Consider the following 17,722-nt stretch of genomic DNA (forward strand, 5'->3'; position numbering starts at 1 on the left):
CCGGCGGCGGCGAGCGCAGCGGCCGGATCGTGTACAGGGCGCGGTCGCCGTCCGTCACCGTGATGTCCAGCCAGCCCCCGTCACGCAGCCGGGCCAGCAGCGGTCCGGTGTCGTGACCTGTCACGGCGCTCAACTCCCGTGCCGTGCACGGCCGTTCGGCCAGACACTCCAGCGCCTCGGCCTCGCCCGGCCCCAGCCGGCCCAGCGCCTCGGCGTGCGGCCACCGCGCCAGCCGCAGCACCCCGTCGGCACCGACCGCGCGGAACACCCCCGGGCGCAGCATCAACCGTTCCCCGCCGTCACCGGCCGCCTCCGCGCTCACCGGTCGGCGCCCCGCCGCGCGGCTTGCGCGGCGCGCGGGCCGGGCAGGAGCGGAATCCCCTGGGTGACGACGCCGAAGTTCTCCATGCCGGGGACGAACACGTGCACCGAGGTGATCCCGCCGGGCAGAACGCGCACGTCGCGCCGGTACACCGCCAACCCCTGCCGGGACAGGGCCTCGACGAGCCCGCGCTGGTGACCGTCGAGCGTGCCGGGGACCGGGCGGTCGGCGAAGGCGACGGTATGTGCCCGTTCCAGGTGCCCGGTGAGGTCCATCCGCCCGCACCGGTACAGCGCGGGATACGGGCGCAGCACGTCCAGATGAGCGAACGGGTCGTCGCCCGCCGACGCGTTGTCGCCCAGCAGGAACGCCTGGAGCAGCTCGGTCAGCGCGCGGTGCGCCGCGTACCGCGGGCTCAACGAGGTGCCGGAGCCCCGCAGATGCGGGCGGCGGGCGGTCGGCGCGACGTAGGCCATCGTGGTGGGAACGCCGACGTCGGTGGTGATGTCCAGCAGCCACACCGGCGCGCCGATCATGTCCCGCACGGTCCGCCACAGTTCGGCGAGATCGTCCGGCAGCGCGTCCGGATCGATGAGGACCGGCCGGTGACCGTCCGCCAGGAACGCCCGCGTCAGCAGCAGTGAGCAGGCGTCGCGCTCGATGACCTCGTTCAGCGCGTGCACGGTGGCCTCGGTCCCGGTGACGCCGATGGCCGAGCCGGAGTTGCTGGCGTAACGGCCCACCGCGCGGTAGTCGTACCGGTCGCCCGCCCGTTCCCGCAGGGGACGGCCGCTGTCCTCCGCGTACCAGGGCGACGACAGGAACACCGGGACGTACAACTCCTCCCCGGTGTACGGCGCGGCGTACCGCCAGCAGCCGAGCCGGGCGTCCGGCGTCCGCGCGAGCAGTACCGCGCCGGCCTGCGCCGCCAGCTCCCCGGCCACCTGCCCGGCCCGGCGCAACCGGACCTGTCCGGCCGCGAACGACGCGGGCCCGGTCAGGAAGTGCTCCAGCGCCTCGAACACCGCCCCGACCCGCGCTTCCGCGCCGCGCCCCTTGCCGGCGCCCTGCGCGCCGGCCGGCACGACACCGTGGCGGTCCGTCAGCCGGCACCGCCAGGCCGTGGGCCCGTCGCCGGTCTCACCGACCCGCATCAGCTCGGGACGCAGCCCGAGCCCTTCCAGCGCCCGCAGCACCCGGGCCGACGCCTCCTCCAGCGGCACCGACCGCTCGACGGCGCCGGGCCCGTCGGCGGACACCACCGCGGCATGCCCCTCGGTCATCCTCACCCCTCCACCCGCCCGGTCCCCGGCGGCGGACGCCGAACGCCCGCCGCCGGGGCGTCACATGCGCCGCGGCGCACGCGACAGAAACCTCACGTCACGATGAGCAGCCCCGGGAACGGGCGAACCGCCCCCGGGAGGCGCGGCTCAGCGGTCGGCGAGTTCCGCGTCCGCCTCGGCGGCGGAGTGCTGTTCGAGCTCGGCCAGCATCTCCACCTCCACCGGGGTCAGCTCCGTGCCTTCCTCGATGCCGCCGTAGGCCAGACAGCCGATCTGATCGAGAGAAATTCCCATGTCGCCACCTCTTTGCGTGAGAGGATGAACCGGCCTGGCAGAGCGCCAAACCGGCGTGGACAGCGGGCACTTGTGCGGGTCGTGCCCGTCTTCCCATCGTCACCTCTGCGAACGTGCAAGCGCAAACCCTTTTACGTTCAACTGTCGCCCGCGCCGCCCACGCGGCCCGGGAGCCGCCGCGCGACCGGGGGACAATGGAACGCGTGAACGCCTTGCCCACGCTGTCCGCCACCGAGATCACCACGGATCGTCTCCGGCTGCGCAAGGCGCGCGACGCCGACATCGACGGCCTCATCGAGCTCCAGACCGATCCCCGGGTCCGCGCCCACCTCGGCGGCCCGAGGCCCCGTGGCCTCGTCGAGCGGTACTTCGACGCGGACGGCATCCGTGCCATCGCGGACAAGCCCGGCACCTACGTCATCGCCGACAGGGAAACCGACCGGTTCATCGGGACACTCGTACTCGGCCGCCGCTCCGCCGACCTCCCCGGACACGTCACCGGGGAAGGCGGGGAACTGGAACTGACCTACCTGCTCCGGCACGGAAGCTGGGGCGCGGGGCTGGCCACCGAGGCCGCCACCGCCGCGCTGCGTGCCGCCGCCGCCGAACTGCCCGACCAGCCGGTCCTGGTGGTGACCCAGACGGCCAACGAGCGCTCCCTCGCACTCGCCACCCGTCTCGGCTTCCGGCGCGTGAGCACCTTCACGTCGCACGACGCGGAACAGACCCTCGCCGTGGCCACCCTGCACGCGTTCACGTCCCCGAACGACGCTCACCAGCCGACGGGTTGACCTCGCCCACTCCCGCCGGCGGCGCGAGGGAAGGAGCGCGTCCCTACCGGGTGCGGAGCCGGTCGGGTCTCATGATCCGCCGACGAGGCCCAAGCCGCGCCGGACGGAGTCCGGCACCCCGGCGGTGTCCAGCTCGTGAGCAACTCGCAGGGCGCGGTCGGCGAGTTGGAGGTCGTGATCTGTGTCCGGTACATCGTCGCCCAGGGCTCGTAGCCAGGCCGCGAGCTTGGTCCACGAGTAGAAGGAGACCGCGTCCGTCTCACCCTCGGCGGCGGGGAACTCGCCGTCGCCCGCGCGTTCCTGAGCGAGTGTGGTCAGTTCCTCCAGCGTCCGGACGCCTCGCAGGCGCTCGGCCGCTTCGGCCAGGGTGAGCAGGTCGTCCTGCTCGGCGGCGACAGCCCGCAGCCCGGGAATCCGGCGGACGGCGGAGGCGGCCTCGGCCGCCGCCTCCAGCAGAGTCGGTGCCTCGATGGCGCACACCAGCGTGGAGGGGCCGGGGCCGCCCATGGTGTACGACAGGGAACCGTCGGCGAACAGCGGCCCGTCGAGGGTGTCGAAGCGATCCGCCTCCTCCTCGCTCATGCCCCGGCTGAGCACGAGCGTGAAATGCCACTCCGGCATGGCCGTTCCCTCTTCTGTCGTCCAGTGCGTGTGCTTGCGCACGAACTGGTCGCTTTTCTTCGCCTCGGTATCAGGGCTGCGAGGCGTGCCGCTGACTCTGAAGCGGTCGCCACAGGAGCAGCAGATCACCCAGCCCCAGCGGTGACCATTCTTGTCCGGATCGACCTTCAATCCCGCCCGACCGGCTTGCTCCAAGGCCGCCGCCACGGGCTGCTTCCGGTGCCGTCCACCGCTGATCGCGAGGTGACATTACCCATGGTGTCGCAGCGCTCACCCCCGAGCGTTCGCCGGACCCGAACCTTCGGTATCCGTGTGGCCGACGCACACCGCGCCGGCGCCGCCCGGTCAGCGCGGTGGCGTTGAAGGAGCGCTACCTGGAGAAGGCGGGCATCCCTCCACGGAACCGGCTGCAGGCCGCGCAGATCACGGGTGACCGCCGCCGGAAGCACTGAGGGACTGCCGCGGCGAAGCCGCTTTTCCCCGGGCAGGAGGGCCTCAGACGCGTGGCCCGGCGGACCGGGCGCGGATGCCGTCGATCAGCAGCCGGAGACCGTAGCCGAACTGGTCGGTGGATCCGACGATGTTCAGCTCCTGGCCCGGCATCCCGCCGGGCAGCTCGTCGAACACGGTGCGGACCTGCTCCCAGCGGGCGTCCCGCGTTCCGGCGTGAACGCTCATCGCCAGGGAGGCGGCCAGGTAGGCGATCAGTGTCTGGGTCGTCCTGACCACATCGGCGGGGGGGAGTCCGGTATCGGCCAGCGTGCCGATCAGGGCCGCGGCGATCCGCCGCCCCTGCGGGCCCAGCGGCGGGCGGGCGGCGATATGCGCCGTGACTCCCGGATGCCGCAGTGCCGCGTCCCGGACCGCGGTCAGGAGCCCGGTCAGTCGTTCAGCCCATGGCTCGTCCGCGTCGGGTTCCCCGACCGCCGCCAGGGCGGCATCGGCGACCGCGTCCAGCAGGGCTTCCCGGTTGGTGTAGTGCCTGTAGAGCGACATCGGATCGCAGTCCAGCTCGGCGGCGATCCGGCGCATCGTCATCGCTTCCGCGCCTTCCCGGTCGCCCAGCCGGAGGGCGGTCCGGGTGATGTCCTCGGCGGTCAGCTTGGGCGGTCGGGGCACGCTCGTCGTCCTCACGTGGGAAGTGCTCTCGCACGGCGATGCCTACAGTGTAGAGTTTCAGATGAATCTACACCGTAGACATTCGGGAGCTCGTGTACATGATCACGTTCGGAAGGATCGTCGCCCTGGTGGTCGGGGTCGCCACCGTCGCGTTTCTCTTCCTCCGCGACAACTGGCGTACGGACAACCTGTTCCTGGTCCCGGACCTCATCCTGTCCCTGGGGCTGGTCCTCGCGGCTGCCGCACCGCGACAGTGGGCGCGCACCGCCCTGCTGCTCACCCTCGGAATCGGCGCGGGCGTGCTGATGACGTCGGTGTCCGCCTATGCCGTGCAGGGCGAGATCGGACTGGCCAGCCTCGCCGGGGCGGTGGCCTGCGCGGTCGGCGGCCTGCTGTTGATACGGCGTGACCGGCAGGTGCCCCGTGGCAACGCGTAGCCGGGTGGTGGTGGAACGTTCGGGTGGCCCGGACGTGCTGGGGCTCCGCCATGACGACGCACCCGAGCCCGGACCGGGTCAGGCGCGAGTGCGGGTGCGGGCGGCCGGTGTCGGTCGCGCCGACCTCATGATGCGCGCCGGTGCCTACCCGCGCGGACCGCGACCTCCGTTCGTGCCCGGATGGGACGTCGCCGGGGACGTGGACGCCGTCGGGTCGGACGGCGACCGGGGCTGGGTCGGCCGGCGGGTGATCGCGCTGGTCCTTCGCGGCGGATACACCAGCCACATCAACCTGCCGGTGACAGATCTGGTGCCGGTGCCGGACGGGGTGGATCTCACCGCGGCGGCCTGCCTGCCGCTGAACTACCTCACTGCCTACCAGTTGCTCCATCGGGCGGCCGAAGTCCGCCCCGGTGAACGGGTGTTGATCAGAGGAGCCACCGGTGCCGTCGGCGCCGCCCTGCTCGAACTCGGCCGGGGGACCGGGGCGGTGTTCGCCGGCACCGGCAGCGCCGCGCGGCGCCGGCTCATCGAGGAGGCCGGAGCCGAGTACGTGGACGATTCCGGCCCCCTGACCGTGGTAGGGGCTCCACCGGACGTGGTGCTGGACGCGGTCGGCGGCGAGGAACTCGTCCGCTCACTGCACGCCTTGGGCAAGCAGGGCCGACTGGTCTCGTTCGGACTCACCGCCGCGATCGACGACCGCTCCCCACGGCTGGCCCTGCTGCGGCAGGTCGTCCGGGTGTACGCGTGGTCAGCTCTCCTCCGGCGCCTCGCCTCCCGTCCACGTCTCCGTGGCCGCGGCGATGCGTTCGCGGAGGGCGGTCCGGTGCCGCTCCAGCAGCGCGTGCCGTTCGGCGCGGTCGCCGCCCCGGGTGGCCAGCAGCCGGAGCTGTTCCAGCGACAGGCCGCACTCCTTGCCCAGGAGGATGATCGCCACGTCCGCCAGGTGCCGCCGGTCATAACGGCGGCGCCCGCTGACCCGGCGGGCCGGAGTCAGCAGGCCCACCGCCTCCCAGTGCCGCAGCACGTGCGTGGCCAGGCCGAAGCGGGCGGCCAGTTCCCCGATGGTCATCTCGTCGGAGCCGGTGCGGGTCTCGTTCGGCGGCGTCATGCGGCCATTGAGGGCGCACCGGGCCGCCGCCGTCAAGCGGGGATCCAGCCGCGCAGGCACACGTACAGGGGGAACGGGCTGAAACGGCCACGCATCGGCTCCCGCACGGCCCGGCCGTGCGCGAACGCCGGCTGGGCGCGCAGCGCCTCCAGCGCCCGGTCGACCGGGGCGAAGCGGAAGTCGTAGATCATGATCTGCCCGCCGGGTCGCAGCACCCGCGCCAGCTCCGCCGCCGCCGCGGCCAGGTCGGGCCAGTGGTGCATGCTCAGGGTGGACACGACCACGTCCACGCTCGCGTCCTCGAACGGCAGCGCCGCGACGTCCGCGACCCGCAGGGCCACTTGATCGCCGAGGCCGCGTTCCCGGGCGGCCCGTTCCCCGACCGCGATCATGTCGGGCGACACGTCCACGCCGGTCAGCGTCAGGTCGCCGCGCAGGGCGGCGAGCCCGTGCAGCAGCCGCCCGGGGCCGGTGCCCACGTCGAGCACCAGCCCTCCCGCCGGCGCGGCGGCGGCCACCTCGGCGGCGACGCGCCGGTACAGCCCGCCCAAGGTCCAGCGGGCCGTCCGGTCGTACGACTCACTGCGGCGCCGATCGAAACCGCGGTGGCCATGGGCGAGTTTGCGCGTGGTGGACATGGAGGTCCCTCCCTCGGAGGCGATGCCTGGGGTGTGTGGACTCCACTGTGCGACTTAAGGTGAACATGAAGTCAAGCGCGCGTCCGGGGCGGGGCTCCGGCTGCCCTGGCACTTCGCTGTCAGGACAGGAGAAGGAGGGCATCCCACGTGGTGGTGTGAGGGGTGGGAAGCAGTCGCCGGTGTTCGGCCAGGGCCAGGGCGGCGCCGGTCATGCCGGTGAGGAAGCCGGGGTCGGCGGTGTCGTACCGGTGGCCCGGCTGGAGGAGCGCCTCCGTGTGCCTGGCGGCCCGCTGCGCGAGGTGGGGGTGGCCGGTGTACAACTAAGCCTGGGCACTGGGCGATCGAGGTGAAGCGCGCCGTGCCACGATCGACGCCGTTGAGCAGCTCAGCCGCTACGTGGAACTGCTGAACCGCGACCCGCGGCTTGCCCCCGTCGGGGGATGCCTCGCCGCTCAGGCGATCACGCCGCAGGCCCGCACGCTCGCCGTAGTGTCGGGCCCCGCGACGGAGCAGCCGCGCTACTACCTGCAACACGCGCTCGGCTTCCAGGTCCACGATGTACGTCATCCCCACCACGACCGGCGGCATGGTCGGGCGGACATCGGCTGGAAGGACGGCGAGCATCGTGACTGACTGGAAGACCTTGAACTACGTCGTGGTGGACGTGGAAGGCAACGGTCAGCAGCCGCCCGAACTGGTGGAGCTGGCCGCCGTTCCCATCGTCGGCGGGGTCATCGGTGAACCGGTGAGCTGGTTGGTCCGGCCGCAGCGCCGGATCACGTCGTTCGCCAGAGGGGTGCACGGCATCTCCAACGACGCCGTGGCCGACGCCCCGACGTTCACGGCCATCACGGACGAGGTGCGCCAGGCGCTGGAACATCCGGCACTGATCGCCCACAACGCCCCCGTTGACGTCAGCGTTCTACGGCGCGAGCTAGGCGAGTGGGAGTGCCCCGAGGTGTTCGACACGTTGAGGCTCGCGCGGCGCTTTCTCCCACAGCAGGACAGTCACCGGCTCGGTTCCTTGGTCGAGGCGTTCACACTGGCCGATGGCCTGTCGCCTGACCTGCGACCCCATCGCGCCGCGTATGACGCACTGGTCACGGCACGGCTGTTCGTCTTGCTGGCCGGCACCTCCGACGTGCCGCGGTCGCTCGAAGAACTGCGCGACCAACCGGCGGAAGGGAAGGCGGATGAAGCCGCGACCCTTTTCTGACCGTGACCGGGGGATGTTCGTCACCATCGACGGGCCGAGCGGCGCCGGGAAATTCACCATCGTGCACCACCTGGCGCAGCTCCTCGTCGCCGATGGCGAGGACGTCCACGTCACGGCCGGACCGTCCAAGGGCCTGATAGGTGACCTCTGCCGGACGCTGACGGAGACGGTCACCGGCCATACGCTCGCGTGCTTGTACGCGGCGAACAGGTATCACCACGTTGAGATGGAGGTCCGGCCGCGCCTGACGGAGGGGAAGACGGTCATCAGCGACCGCTACCTTCCCTCCGGTCTGGTGATGCAGCGCTTCGACGGCGTTGACCCGTCGTTTCTGTGGCAGATCAACGCCGAGGATGACCGCCCCGACCTGGCGGTCATCCTTGAAACCGACCCGGGCGTCATCGCCGGGCGCCCGCACGAGCGCGGCCCGCATAACCGCTTCCGGAAGTCGCCGGGCAGCAGCCATGCCGAAGTGCACTTCTACCGCCAGGCCACCGAGCGCTTGATCCACGCGGGCTTCGACGTGCTGCGCGTGGACCGCGATCAGCGGCCACCGGAGCAGATCGCCGGGGGTCATCCGTGACCGGCCGACGAGCTTCTTCGCGCCTCCTTCTTCGTAACGCGTAGTTCCGCCGGCCCGGCACATCATTTCCTGACGAGTCGAGGAGCACTGGTGTGACCGGCCAAGGCCGGAGAGACGGCACAGGCCGGAGGGACTGTGGTGCGCGGTGGTGAGGACGGGCGCGTGTCCGGGGCGGGGGAGAATGGGGGTGTGACCGTCTCTGCCGAGCTGCGTGCCGATTGTGCGAACTGTTTCGCGCTCTGCTGTGTCGCGCTGCCCTTCGCCGCCTCCGCCGGGTTCGCCGTGGACAAGGCCGCCGGGGAGCCGTGCGGCAATCTGCGGGACGACTTTCGCTGCGGCATCCATGCGGAGCTGCGCGGGCGGGGGTTCGCCGGGTGCACCGTCTTCGACTGCTTCGGCGCGGGGCAGAAGGTGTCCAGGGTCACCTTCGGCGGCCGGGACTGGCGGCGGCATCCGGGGACCGCGCGCCGGATGTTCGACGTCTTCCCGGTGATGCGCGGGCTGCACGAGCTGCTGTGGTACCTGACCGAGGCCCTCGGCCTGCCCGCCGCGCGTCCCCTGCGCGCCGATCTGCGGCGCGCGCTGCGCGACACCGACCGCCTCACCCGGGGCACGCCCGAGGACCTCGCCGCCGTCGATGTGACGGCCGTGCGCGACGGCGTCAACGCCCTGCTGCTGCGCGCCAGCGAGCTGGTCCGCGCCCAGGTCCCCGGGCGCAAGCGGAGCCATCGGGGCGCGGATCTGATGGGCGCGCGGCTGGCCGGTGCCGCCCTGCGCGGCGCCAACCTGCGCGGGGCGCTGCTCGTCGCGGCCGATCTGCGGAAGGCGGATCTGCGCACCGCCGACCTGATCGGCGCGGACCTCCGCGACGCCGATCTGCGGGGCGCGGACCTGACGGGCGCGTTGTTCCTCACGCAGGCCCAGCTCAACGCGGCCCGGGGCGACCGGGCGACCAGGCTGCCCGCGACCCTCACCCGCCCCGCCCACTGGTAGGGGCCACGCTGTGCGGGATCCGCGTCCACCGTGTGGACGGGCTGGCGCGGCGGGGCGCGGGGGGAGCACGATGCGCTGTGGCACCCGAACCACGCCGCGAAAGGGCTGACCCGCCATGACGAACGACCGTCCCCAGGGAGCCCGCGCGCTCACCGGTCCCCGGCTGGCGCGGATCGCCGAGGAGTTCGGCACCCCGGTGTGGGTGTACGACGCGGCGGCGATCCGGGAGCAGATCGCCCGGCTGCGTTCCTTCGACGTCATCCGCTTCGCCCAGAAGGCCAACTCCAACACGCACATCCTGCGGCTCATGCGCGAGGAGGGCGTGCTGGTCGACGCCGTCTCGGCCGGCGAGGTGGAACGGGCCCTGGCCGCCGGGTACGCGGTCGGCGGGCACGACGACCCGGTCGTCTTCACCGCGGACCTGCTGGACCGGTCCGCGCTGCGCCGCGTCGTGGAGCTGGGCGTGCCGGTCAACGCCGGTTCCCCGCAGATGCTGGAGCAGCTCGGCGCCGTGTCCCCCGGCCACCGGGTGTGGCTGCGGATCAACCCCGGCTTCGGGCACGGCCACAGCCGGAAGACGAACACCGGCGGCGAGCACAGCAAGCACGGCATCTGGCACGAGCACCTCCAGGAGAGCCTGGAGCTGGTCGACCGCCACAAGCTGGAACTCGTCGGCCTGCACATGCACATCGGCTCCGGCGTGGACTACGCGCACCTGGAGAGCGTGTGCGAGGCGATGGTCAAGCAGGTGCTGCTCTGCGGGCGGGACCTGAGCGCCATCTCGGCCGGCGGCGGCCTCACCGTTCCCTACCGGCCCGGTGACCCCGAGATCGACACCGAGCGCTACTTCCGCGTCTGGGACTCCGCCCGCCGCGAACTCGCCTCCCGTCTCGGGCACCCGCTGCGCCTGGAGATCGAGCCGGGCCGTTTCCTGGTCGCCGGGGCGGGCGCGCTCGTCACCGAGGCGCGGGCCCGCAAGCCGGTCGGCGGCAACCACTTCGTGCTGGTGGACGCGGGCTTCAACGACCTGATGCGGCCCGCGATGTACGGCAGCAGCCACCGGATATCCGTGCTCGCCCCCGACGGCACGCCGCGCGACGGGGAGGGCCGCGAGACGGTGCTGGCGGGGCCGCTGTGCGAGTCGGGCGACGTGTTCACCCAGACCGGTGACGGCGATGTGCGGCCGATCCCGCTGCCGCCCGCCGGGATCGGGGATCTCGTGGTGTTCCACGACGCCGGGGCCTACGGGGCGAGCATGTCGTCGACCTACAACTCGCGCCCGCTGATCCCCGAGGTGCTGGTCGAGGAGGAGGGCCGCCCCCGGCTGATCCGCCGCCGTCAGACGATGGCCGAACTCCTCGCCCTGGAGACCGGTCTGTAGAGACGGGCGGCGCGCGCCGGGCGTGACCGGTCCGGGTGCATCCAGCGGCCGATCCGGTGACGCGGGGTGTCGGCGGGAATACCGGGAGCAGGAACGCACACCCGGGAGACAGCGTGACCGATCCCCCGCCCGGCCGGACGCCGGACCCGCACGCGACCTGGACCGCCATGACCACGACCCGGCCGGACGCCCGGGTGAGGCTGTACTGCTTCCCCTTCATGGGTTCTCCGGCCGCCTTCCACACCCCGCTGGCCCGGGCGCTGCCCGGCTTCGTGGAGACCTGTTCCCTCCAGTCGCCGGGACCCGGGTCCCGGGCGGGTGAGCCCCCGGCGGACGCCGTGACCGCCGTCGCGTCGGAACTGGCCGGGGTGATCGGGGCCAGGACCGAGGCCCAGGGGGTGCCCGCCGCGTTCTTCGGCCACTGCTCCGGCGCGCTGCTGGCCTTCGAGACGGCCCGGGCGCTGGTGCGGCAGGGGCGGCCCGGGCCCGTTCTGCTGGCGGTCTCCGCCGCGTTCCCGCCGCGTCTGTGGGCGCACCGGATGTCCGGGATGCGTACCATGTCCGGCACGGCGCTGCTGACCCTGCTGACCGAACTCGCCGGACACCGGCCGCTGCACACCGCGAGCGTCATGGCGCTCGCCAAACAGGAGGCTCTCGCCTACCTGTCGTTCGAGTGGCGCGAGGAGGCGCCGCTGGACTGTCCGCTGGCGGTCTTCGGCGGGCTGGCCGATCCGGTGGTGCCCCCGGCGCACCTGGACGGCTGGGACGGGCACACCACCGGCCGGACCACCACCCGGCTGTACCCGGGCCGCCACTTCTACCTGCTCGACCACTGGGCGCGGGTCGCCCGCGACCTGGGTGGCGAACTGGCTGCCGCGCTGCCCTGACCCGGCCCGGTGCCCTCCGGCGGTTTCCCGCCCTTTCCCGCCCTATGCATCCACTTCGTCCGATCTGAGGGTTTGGCCCGCGATCGCGGATTTCCAGCCGTCCGGCGGTGAATATTCCGAAGGCAAGGTGCGCTGTCTGGGGGGTTCCATGGCTTCAACATCCGTTCCCGTCGCGATCATCGGCGTGGGGCTGCGGCTCCCCGGCGGGGTGGACTCGCTGGACGGGCTGTGGGCGGCGCTCGCCGAGGGCCGCGATCTGGTGAGCGACCGGGCGCCGGCCGAGCGGTTCGACGCCGCCGCGTTCGTCGCCCCGCCCCCCGGCGGGCCGGGCACGTCCTACACGGGCGCGGGCGGCTTCCTGGAGCATGTCGACGCGTTCGACGCGGACTTCTTCGGCGTCGCGCCCAGGGAGGCGTCCCGGCTCGACCCGCAGCAGCGGCTGGTCCTCGAATGCGCCGTGGAGGCCCTGGACGACGCCGGGATCGACCCGGCGGGCCTGGCCGGCGGCGACACCGCCGTGCTGATGGGCGTCTCCAGCCACGACTACATGGATCTCCAGCAGCGCCGCCGGCGCGCGGTCAACCCGTACACGATCAGCGGCTCCGCCGCCTGCAACACGGCGAACCGCGTCTCCTACCTGCTCGACCTGCGCGGCCCGTCCGCCGCCGTGGACACCGCCTGTTCGTCCGCCCTGACGGCCGTGCACCAGGCGTGCGAGGCGCTGCGGTCGGGGCGCAGCGGCCTCGCCCTGGCCGGCGGGGTGAACGTGCTGATCAACCCAGGCGGGTTCGTCGGGTTCTCGGCGGCGCGGATGCTGTCGCCGACCGGCCGCTGCCGCCCGTTCGCCGCCGGCGCTGACGGGGTCGTCCGGGCCGAGGGCGCCGGGGTGTTCGTGCTCAAGCCGCTCCCGGCGGCGCTGGCGGACGGCGACCGGGTCCACGCGGGGATCGAGGCCAGCGCGGTCAACGCCGACGGCCGCACCCAGGGACTGGCGCTGCCCAGCGCCGACGCGCAGGCCGACCTGCTGCGGCGGGCGTACGCGGAGGCGGGCATCGACCCCGACGAGGTCGCCTACGTCGAGGCGCACGGCACCGGCACCGAGGCGGGCGACCCGGTGGAGTGCGACGCGCTGGGCCGGGCGCTGGGGCGGGCCCGCACCACGGGAGCCCTGCCCGTCGGGTCGGTCAAGTCGGCCGTGGGCCATCTGGAGGCCGCCGCGGGCGTCGCGGGCCTGCTGCGGGCACTGCTGGTGCTGCGGGAGCGCCGGGTCCCCGCGCCGCCGCACGCCGAACCGCTCAGCCCCGCCATCGACTTCGCCGGGCTCGGCCTGGCGCCCGTGACCGCCGACCTGCGGCTGCCCCGCGGGGGGCACCCCGTCGTCGGGGTCAACTCCTTCGGTTTCGGCGGCGCCAACGCGCACGTCGTCCTGCGCGCGGCACCCGACACCGCCGCCGGGGAGCGGACCGGCGCGGCGCCGGGCACGCGGTCCGTGCCGGAGCGGCTGCCGGTGCTGGTGTCGGCCAGGACCCCGGAGGCGCTCACCGAGGCGGCCGGCCGGTGGGCCGAGCGGCTGGCGGCGACGGACCCGGCCGCGTTCTACGACGTGGCCTGGACCGCCTGCCGCCGCCGGGGCCGCCACGAGCGGCGCGCCGTGGTGCTGGCGCCCGGTCCGGCCGAGGCCGCCGCCGCCCTGCGCGGCCTCGCGGCCGGAGAGTCACCGCCCGCGACGGCCCTCGCCACCGCCGTCGAGCACGGCCGGGTGGGTTTCGTCTTCGACGGTAACGGATCGCAGTGGCCCGGTATGGGCGCGGAGCTGCTCGCCGCCGACGCCGCCTTCCGTGACGAGATCGCGGCGCTCGACGCCGAGCTGGCCCCCCGGCTGGGCTGGTCGGTGCTGGAGGAGCTGGCCGCGCCCTCCGACCCGGTCCGCGTGGAACGCGTCGAGGTCGCCCAGCCCCTGCTGTTCGCGGTGCAGGCCGGGCTGGTCGCCGCGCTCGCCGCCCGCGGCGTCGTCCCGGCGGCCGTGACCGGTCACAGCGTCGGCGAGGTGGCCGCGGCGTACTGCGCGGGCGCGCTGGACGCGCCCGACGCCTGCCGGGTCGTCGTCGAACGCAGCCGCGCCCAGGCCGCGACCGCCGGGCTGGGGCGGATGGCCGCCGTCGGGCTGGGCGTCCTCGACGCCGAACGGCGGCTGGCCGACCCGGCGCTGGCCGGCCGGCTGGTCATCGCCGGGATCAACACCGACCGGGACGTCACCGTCGCCGGGGACGCCGGGGCGCTCGCCGCGCTCGGCACGGAACTGGACGGCCGGGGCGTCTTCTTCCGCGACCTGGGCCTCGACCACGCCTTCCACAGCCCGGCCATGGACGCGCTGCGGGAGCCGCTGAAGGCGGCGCTGGCGGGCCTGTCCCCGGCGGACGGCCGCATCCCGCTGATCTCCACGGTCACCGGCGGCCCGATCGCGGGCCGCGCCCTGGACGCCGACCACTGGTGGCGCAACGTGCGGGAGCCCGTGCTGTTCTCGGCCGCCGCCCAGGTGCTGACCGGCCCGGGGACCGGGTGCGACGTGCTGGTCGAGATCGGCCCGCACCCGGTGCTCCGCACCTACCTGCGGCGCGCCACCGCCGCCGGCGCCCACCCCGTCGCCGTGGTGGGCACGCTGTCCCGCGCCGCCGCCGGCCCGGCCGCGCTCGACACGACGCGGGCGCACCTGCTGGCCGCCGGGGCCACGACCGACTGGCAGCGGTTCTTCCCCCGGCCGGGGCGGGTCGCCGCCCTGCCGTCCTACCCGTGGCGCCGCGAGCCCCACTGGAACGGCCCACCCGACTGGTGGGCCGAGGGCGCCACCGAGCGGCACGCGGCGGGCCGGGCCCATCCGCTGCTCGGCGGCCGGCGGGCGACCGCCGCTCCCCTCTGGCAGCAGGACGTGGAGCCGGGCCCGCTGGCCTGGCTCGCCGACCACCGGGTGGGCTCGGCGGCGGTCCTGCCCGCGGCGGCCTACGTGGACATGGCGCTGGCCGCCGGGCACGAGATCCACGACGGGCCGACCGAGGTCACCGGCCTGTCCTTCACCAAGGTCCTCACCCTGCCGTTCGACGACCCGGCGGCCCGGCTGCGCGTCCAGACCGCCGTGGCCGAGGACGGCGCCCTCGGCATCAGCAGCCACCGCGGCGGCGACGGCACCTGGACCGAGCACGCACGCGGCCGGGTGCGCCGCCTGCTGCGCGAGGCGCCGCCCGACGTGGACGTCCCGGCGCTGCGCGCCCGCCTCACCGGCGAGGCCGACGTCCGTGAGCACTACGCGGCGATGGCCCGGGCCGGGCTGGACTACGGGCCCGGGTTCCAGCCGCTGACCGGCCTGCTGACCGGCGACGGCGAGGTCCTCGCCACCTACGACGCCACGATCGACATCGGCGACGGCCCCCTCGCGCCCCCCACCCTCGTGGACGGCGCGCTCCAGGCGGGGCTGCCGCTGCTGGCGACCGTCGGGGACGAGCCGGTGCCGTTCCTGCCCGCCCGGATCGAGACCGTCCGGTGGTGGGGCCCGGTGCCGGCGACGGGCCTGGCGCACCTGCGCGCGCACGCGTTCACCGGGCACGAGGCGTGCTGGGACGTGCGGATCCTCGGCGTGGACGGCACGGTCGCGCTGGAGCTGCTCGGCTGCCGGGTGCGCCGCTTCGACGCCGGGCGCCCGCCGGAGCCCGGTGTGTACGCCGAGGTGCTGCGCGCCGTGCCCCTGCCCGGCCCCCGCGACGACCGCTCCCCGCTGCCGCCGCCCGCCGAGGGCTCTCGTGGTCTGGGGTATGGTAAAAAAAGCCGGTCGCCCCCCCGAGCGGGGGCCCCGGCCCGACAACTCGGGGGTCCCCCTCACCCCGGCGGGCCGGTACTAGACCCGCCTGCGCCTCCTGCCGCCCCCTGCCGCGCCCGGCGACGCCGCCCGCGCACCCTGGACGCTGCGGCTGTCCGACCCCGGGCTGCGCCACCGCCTGGACTGGCGCCCCGCCACCGTGCCCGACCCAGGCCCCGGCGAGATCGTCGTCCGGGTCGCGGCGCCCGCGCTGAACTCCCGCGACATCCCCACCGCCACCGGCCTGGTCCCGCCGCCCGCGCTCGACCGCCGCCCCGGCACGGCGGTCGTCGGCCTGGAGTGCGCCGGAACGGTCACCGCCGTCGGCCCCGGCGTCCGCGACCTGGCGCCCGGCGACCGGGTGGCCTGCCTGACGATCGGCTGCCTCGGCACCCACACCCTGGTCCGCGCCGACCAGGCGCTGCCGCTGCCGCCGGCCATGACGTTCGCCGAGGCCGCCACGCTGCCCGTCGCGTTCCTCACCGTCCACCACAGCCTGCGGCACCTGGCGCGGCTGGCCGCCGGGGAGACCCTCCTCGTGCACGGCGCGGCCGGCGGGGTGGGCCTGGCCGCCGTGCAGTACGCGCGGCACGTCGGCGCCCGGGTCATCGCCACGGCGGGCAGCCCCGCCAAGCGGGACCTGCTCCACCTGCTGGGCGTCGATCACGTGCTGGGCTCGCGCGGCCTGCGTTTCGCCGAGCCGGTCGCCGACCTGACCGGCGGCCGGGGCGTGGACGTGGTCCTCAACTCCCTGGCGGGCGAGGCGCTGCGGCGGAGCCTGGGGCTGGTCGCGCCGCACGGCCGGTTCGTGGAGCTGGGAAAGCGCGACTTCCTGGGCGACGCCCCGCTGCCCTCGGCCCCCTTCGACCGGAACCTCGCCTTCTTCGGCGTGGACGTCTCCGCGCTCCTCGACCACACCCCCGACCTCGCCGACGCCCACCTGAAGTCCATCGCCGAAGCCATCCGCCACGGCACGTACCGTCCGCTTCCCCACCGGGCCTACCCCGCCCACCGCGTCGAGGAGGCGTTCGCCTGTCTCCAGCACTCCCGCCACGTCGGCAAGGTCGTCGTCACCTTCGGCCCCGCCGAGGAGGTGACGGTGCGGCGGGACCCGGTGCCGGCGCGTCCCGATCCCGGCGCCGCCTATCTGATCACCGGCGGCCTCGGCGGATTCGGCGCCGCCACCGCCCGCCACCTGGCGGACCTCGGCGCCCGCCATCTCGTCCTCGTCGGCCGCCGGGGCCCGGCGGCACCCGAGGCCCCCGCCCTCCTCGCCGACCTGCGGGCCCTCGGTGTCCACGTCAGCGCCTACGCGGCGGACGCCGCCGACCGCGCGGCCCTGGAGACGATCCTGGCCGACCTCGACGCCACGGGCCGGCGCCTGGCCGGGGTGGTGCACGGCGCGATGGTCCTCGACGACGCGCCGCTGGCCGAGCTGACCCCGGCGCGCGTCCGCGCCGTCATGGAACCGAAGCTGACGGCGGGCCGGCTCCTCGACGAGCTGACGCGCGGCCGGGACCTCGACTTCTTCGTCGTCCACAGCTCCAGCGCCGCCCTCGTCGGCAACCTTCACCAGGCGTCGTACAGCGCGGCGAACGTCGCCCTGGAGGCCCTGGTCCGCGACCGCCGCGCGCACGGGCTGCCCGCGCTGGCCGTGCAGTGGGGCGCCCTCGCCGACGCCGGGTACGTGCACCGCTCCGGCCGGGGCGAGGAGCTGGTCGGCCACGGGCTCGGCGGGCTGGCCGTGCGGGACGCCCTGGCCGAACTCGACCGCCTGCTCGGGCATCCCGGCGCCGTCGTCGCCGCGGTCGGCCACTTCGACTGGGAACGGGCCCAGCGGCTGCTGCCCCGGCTGCTGGCCCCCCGCACCGCCGGTCTCGTCCCCGAGCGGGAGGACACCGAGGCCGCCGCCCGGCTCCGCGAGGCCCTGGCCGGCGCGACCGCGGAAGAGGCGCTGCGGCTGGTGACGGACGCGCTGACCGATGTGCTCGCCCAGGTCCTCCAGACCACCCCGGACCGTGTCGATCCGCGCCGCCGCCTCGACGCGATGGGCCTGGACTCCCTGATGGCGGCGGAGTTCGCCGCCCACCTGAGCCGGCGGTTCGGCTGCGACATCCCCCTGATGGCCGTCTCTTTTACACCTCTGGCGCTTCCCGCGAAGGGGATCATGGAGCTCTCGTAGCGCGCGCTGAGAGG

16 protein-coding genes and 3 pseudogenes are annotated in these 17,722 nt (G+C 74.4%); 11 read left to right on the forward strand and 8 right to left on the reverse strand.

Translation table 11 applies throughout. The annotated features are described in order from the left end of the window. The 3 genes from BN2279_RS03300 to BN2279_RS29035 form a co-directional block, all read right to left on the reverse strand. On the reverse strand, nucleotides 1-322 hold a 322-nt coding region (locus BN2279_RS03300), incomplete at its 3' end, for a hypothetical protein (protein WP_199827614.1). Further along, nucleotides 319-1,605, reverse strand: coding sequence for a YcaO-like family protein (locus tag BN2279_RS03305; RefSeq protein ID WP_059006240.1), 1,287 nt, complete (start codon nucleotides 1,603-1,605; stop codon nucleotides 319-321). The genes BN2279_RS03305 and BN2279_RS03300, both read right to left, overlap by 4 nt. Nucleotides 1,606-1,752: 147 nt before the next feature. Further along, complete coding sequence (locus BN2279_RS29035; protein WP_159037031.1) at nucleotides 1,753-1,899, reverse strand: hypothetical protein; 147 nt, start codon at nucleotides 1,897-1,899, stop codon at nucleotides 1,753-1,755. A 203-nt stretch (nucleotides 1,900-2,102) separates the two neighbouring features. On the opposite strand from BN2279_RS29035, the gene BN2279_RS03310 reads away from it, so the two are divergent. Next, a complete protein-coding gene (locus BN2279_RS03310; protein ID WP_199827615.1) occupies nucleotides 2,103-2,690 on the forward strand; it encodes a GNAT family N-acetyltransferase in 588 nt (195 codons plus the stop codon). Nucleotides 2,691-2,759: 69 nt separating this feature from the next. On the opposite strand, the gene BN2279_RS29040 is transcribed toward BN2279_RS03310, so the two are convergent. Then, on the reverse strand, nucleotides 2,760-3,311 hold the full coding sequence (locus BN2279_RS29040; protein ID WP_059006245.1) for a hypothetical protein: 552 nt from the start codon (nucleotides 3,309-3,311) through the stop codon (nucleotides 2,760-2,762). A 495-nt stretch (nucleotides 3,312-3,806) separates the two neighbouring features. Next, a complete protein-coding gene (locus BN2279_RS03320) occupies nucleotides 3,807-4,430 on the reverse strand; it encodes a TetR/AcrR family transcriptional regulator (RefSeq protein ID WP_059006246.1) in 624 nt (207 codons plus the stop codon). 98 nt (nucleotides 4,431-4,528) lie between these two features. Between BN2279_RS03320 and BN2279_RS03325 the strand changes: the two genes are divergently transcribed. Next, nucleotides 4,529-4,867 (forward strand): hypothetical protein, encoded by a 339-nt coding sequence (locus tag BN2279_RS03325; protein WP_159037032.1) that lies wholly within the window; start codon nucleotides 4,529-4,531, stop codon nucleotides 4,865-4,867. A gap of 34 nt (nucleotides 4,868-4,901) precedes the next feature. Then, nucleotides 4,902-5,180, forward strand: a pseudogene (locus tag BN2279_RS31335) (alcohol dehydrogenase catalytic domain-containing protein); the annotation flags it as partial. A 441-nt stretch (nucleotides 5,181-5,621) separates the two neighbouring features. On the opposite strand, the gene BN2279_RS03330 reads toward BN2279_RS31335, so the two are convergent. The 3 genes from BN2279_RS03330 to BN2279_RS03340 all read right to left on the reverse strand — a co-directional run bounded on the left by BN2279_RS03330 (nucleotide 5,622) and on the right by BN2279_RS03340 (nucleotide 6,939). Then, nucleotides 5,622-5,981, reverse strand: a complete 360-nt coding sequence (locus BN2279_RS03330) for a helix-turn-helix domain-containing protein (protein ID WP_079031794.1) — start codon at nucleotides 5,979-5,981, stop codon at nucleotides 5,622-5,624. 32 nt (nucleotides 5,982-6,013) lie between these two features. Further along, nucleotides 6,014-6,619, reverse strand: coding sequence for a class I SAM-dependent methyltransferase (locus BN2279_RS03335; protein WP_059006250.1), 606 nt, complete (start codon nucleotides 6,617-6,619; stop codon nucleotides 6,014-6,016). Nucleotides 6,620-6,738: 119 nt separating this feature from the next. Further along, nucleotides 6,739-6,939 carry a hypothetical protein gene (locus BN2279_RS03340; protein ID WP_059006252.1) on the reverse strand — a complete coding sequence of 67 codons (201 nt, stop codon included), beginning with the start codon at nucleotides 6,937-6,939 and terminating at the stop codon, nucleotides 6,739-6,741. A 34-nt stretch (nucleotides 6,940-6,973) separates the two neighbouring features. On the opposite strand from BN2279_RS03340, the pseudogene BN2279_RS30140 reads away from it, so the two are divergent. The 8 genes and pseudogenes from BN2279_RS30140 to BN2279_RS30150 form a co-directional block, all read left to right on the forward strand. Continuing rightward, a pseudogene (locus BN2279_RS30140) lies at nucleotides 6,974-7,117 on the forward strand (endonuclease NucS domain-containing protein); the annotation flags it as partial. A gap of 127 nt (nucleotides 7,118-7,244) precedes the next feature. Then, complete coding sequence (locus BN2279_RS03350) at nucleotides 7,245-7,835, forward strand: 3'-5' exonuclease (protein WP_059006256.1); 591 nt, start codon at nucleotides 7,245-7,247, stop codon at nucleotides 7,833-7,835. Nucleotides 7,836-7,848: 13 nt separating this feature from the next. Then, nucleotides 7,849-8,418 (forward strand): dTMP kinase, encoded by a 570-nt coding sequence (gene tmk / locus BN2279_RS03355; RefSeq protein ID WP_199827616.1) that lies wholly within the window; start codon nucleotides 7,849-7,851, stop codon nucleotides 8,416-8,418. A gap of 189 nt (nucleotides 8,419-8,607) precedes the next feature. After that, nucleotides 8,608-9,411, forward strand: a complete 804-nt coding sequence (locus BN2279_RS03360) for a pentapeptide repeat-containing protein (protein ID WP_234347373.1) — start codon at nucleotides 8,608-8,610, stop codon at nucleotides 9,409-9,411. 115 nt (nucleotides 9,412-9,526) lie between these two features. Continuing rightward, entirely contained in the window at nucleotides 9,527-10,792 is a 1,266-nt protein-coding gene (gene lysA, locus BN2279_RS03365) for a diaminopimelate decarboxylase (RefSeq protein WP_059006261.1), read from the forward strand. 113 nt (nucleotides 10,793-10,905) lie between these two features. Beyond that, complete coding sequence (locus tag BN2279_RS03370) at nucleotides 10,906-11,679, forward strand: thioesterase II family protein (protein WP_059006263.1); 774 nt, start codon at nucleotides 10,906-10,908, stop codon at nucleotides 11,677-11,679. A 148-nt stretch (nucleotides 11,680-11,827) separates the two neighbouring features. Continuing rightward, a pseudogene (locus tag BN2279_RS30145) lies at nucleotides 11,828-15,313 on the forward strand (type I polyketide synthase); the annotation flags it as partial. 373 nt (nucleotides 15,314-15,686) lie between these two features. Further along, nucleotides 15,687-17,708 carry an SDR family NAD(P)-dependent oxidoreductase gene (locus BN2279_RS30150; protein ID WP_059006273.1) on the forward strand — a complete coding sequence of 674 codons (2,022 nt, stop codon included), beginning with the start codon at nucleotides 15,687-15,689 and terminating at the stop codon, nucleotides 17,706-17,708. The last annotated feature ends 14 nt before the right edge of the window (nucleotides 17,709-17,722 follow it).

The organism is Streptomyces specialis (assembly GCF_001493375.1).
Lineage (GTDB): Bacteria > Actinomycetota > Actinomycetes > Streptomycetales > Streptomycetaceae > Streptomyces > Streptomyces specialis.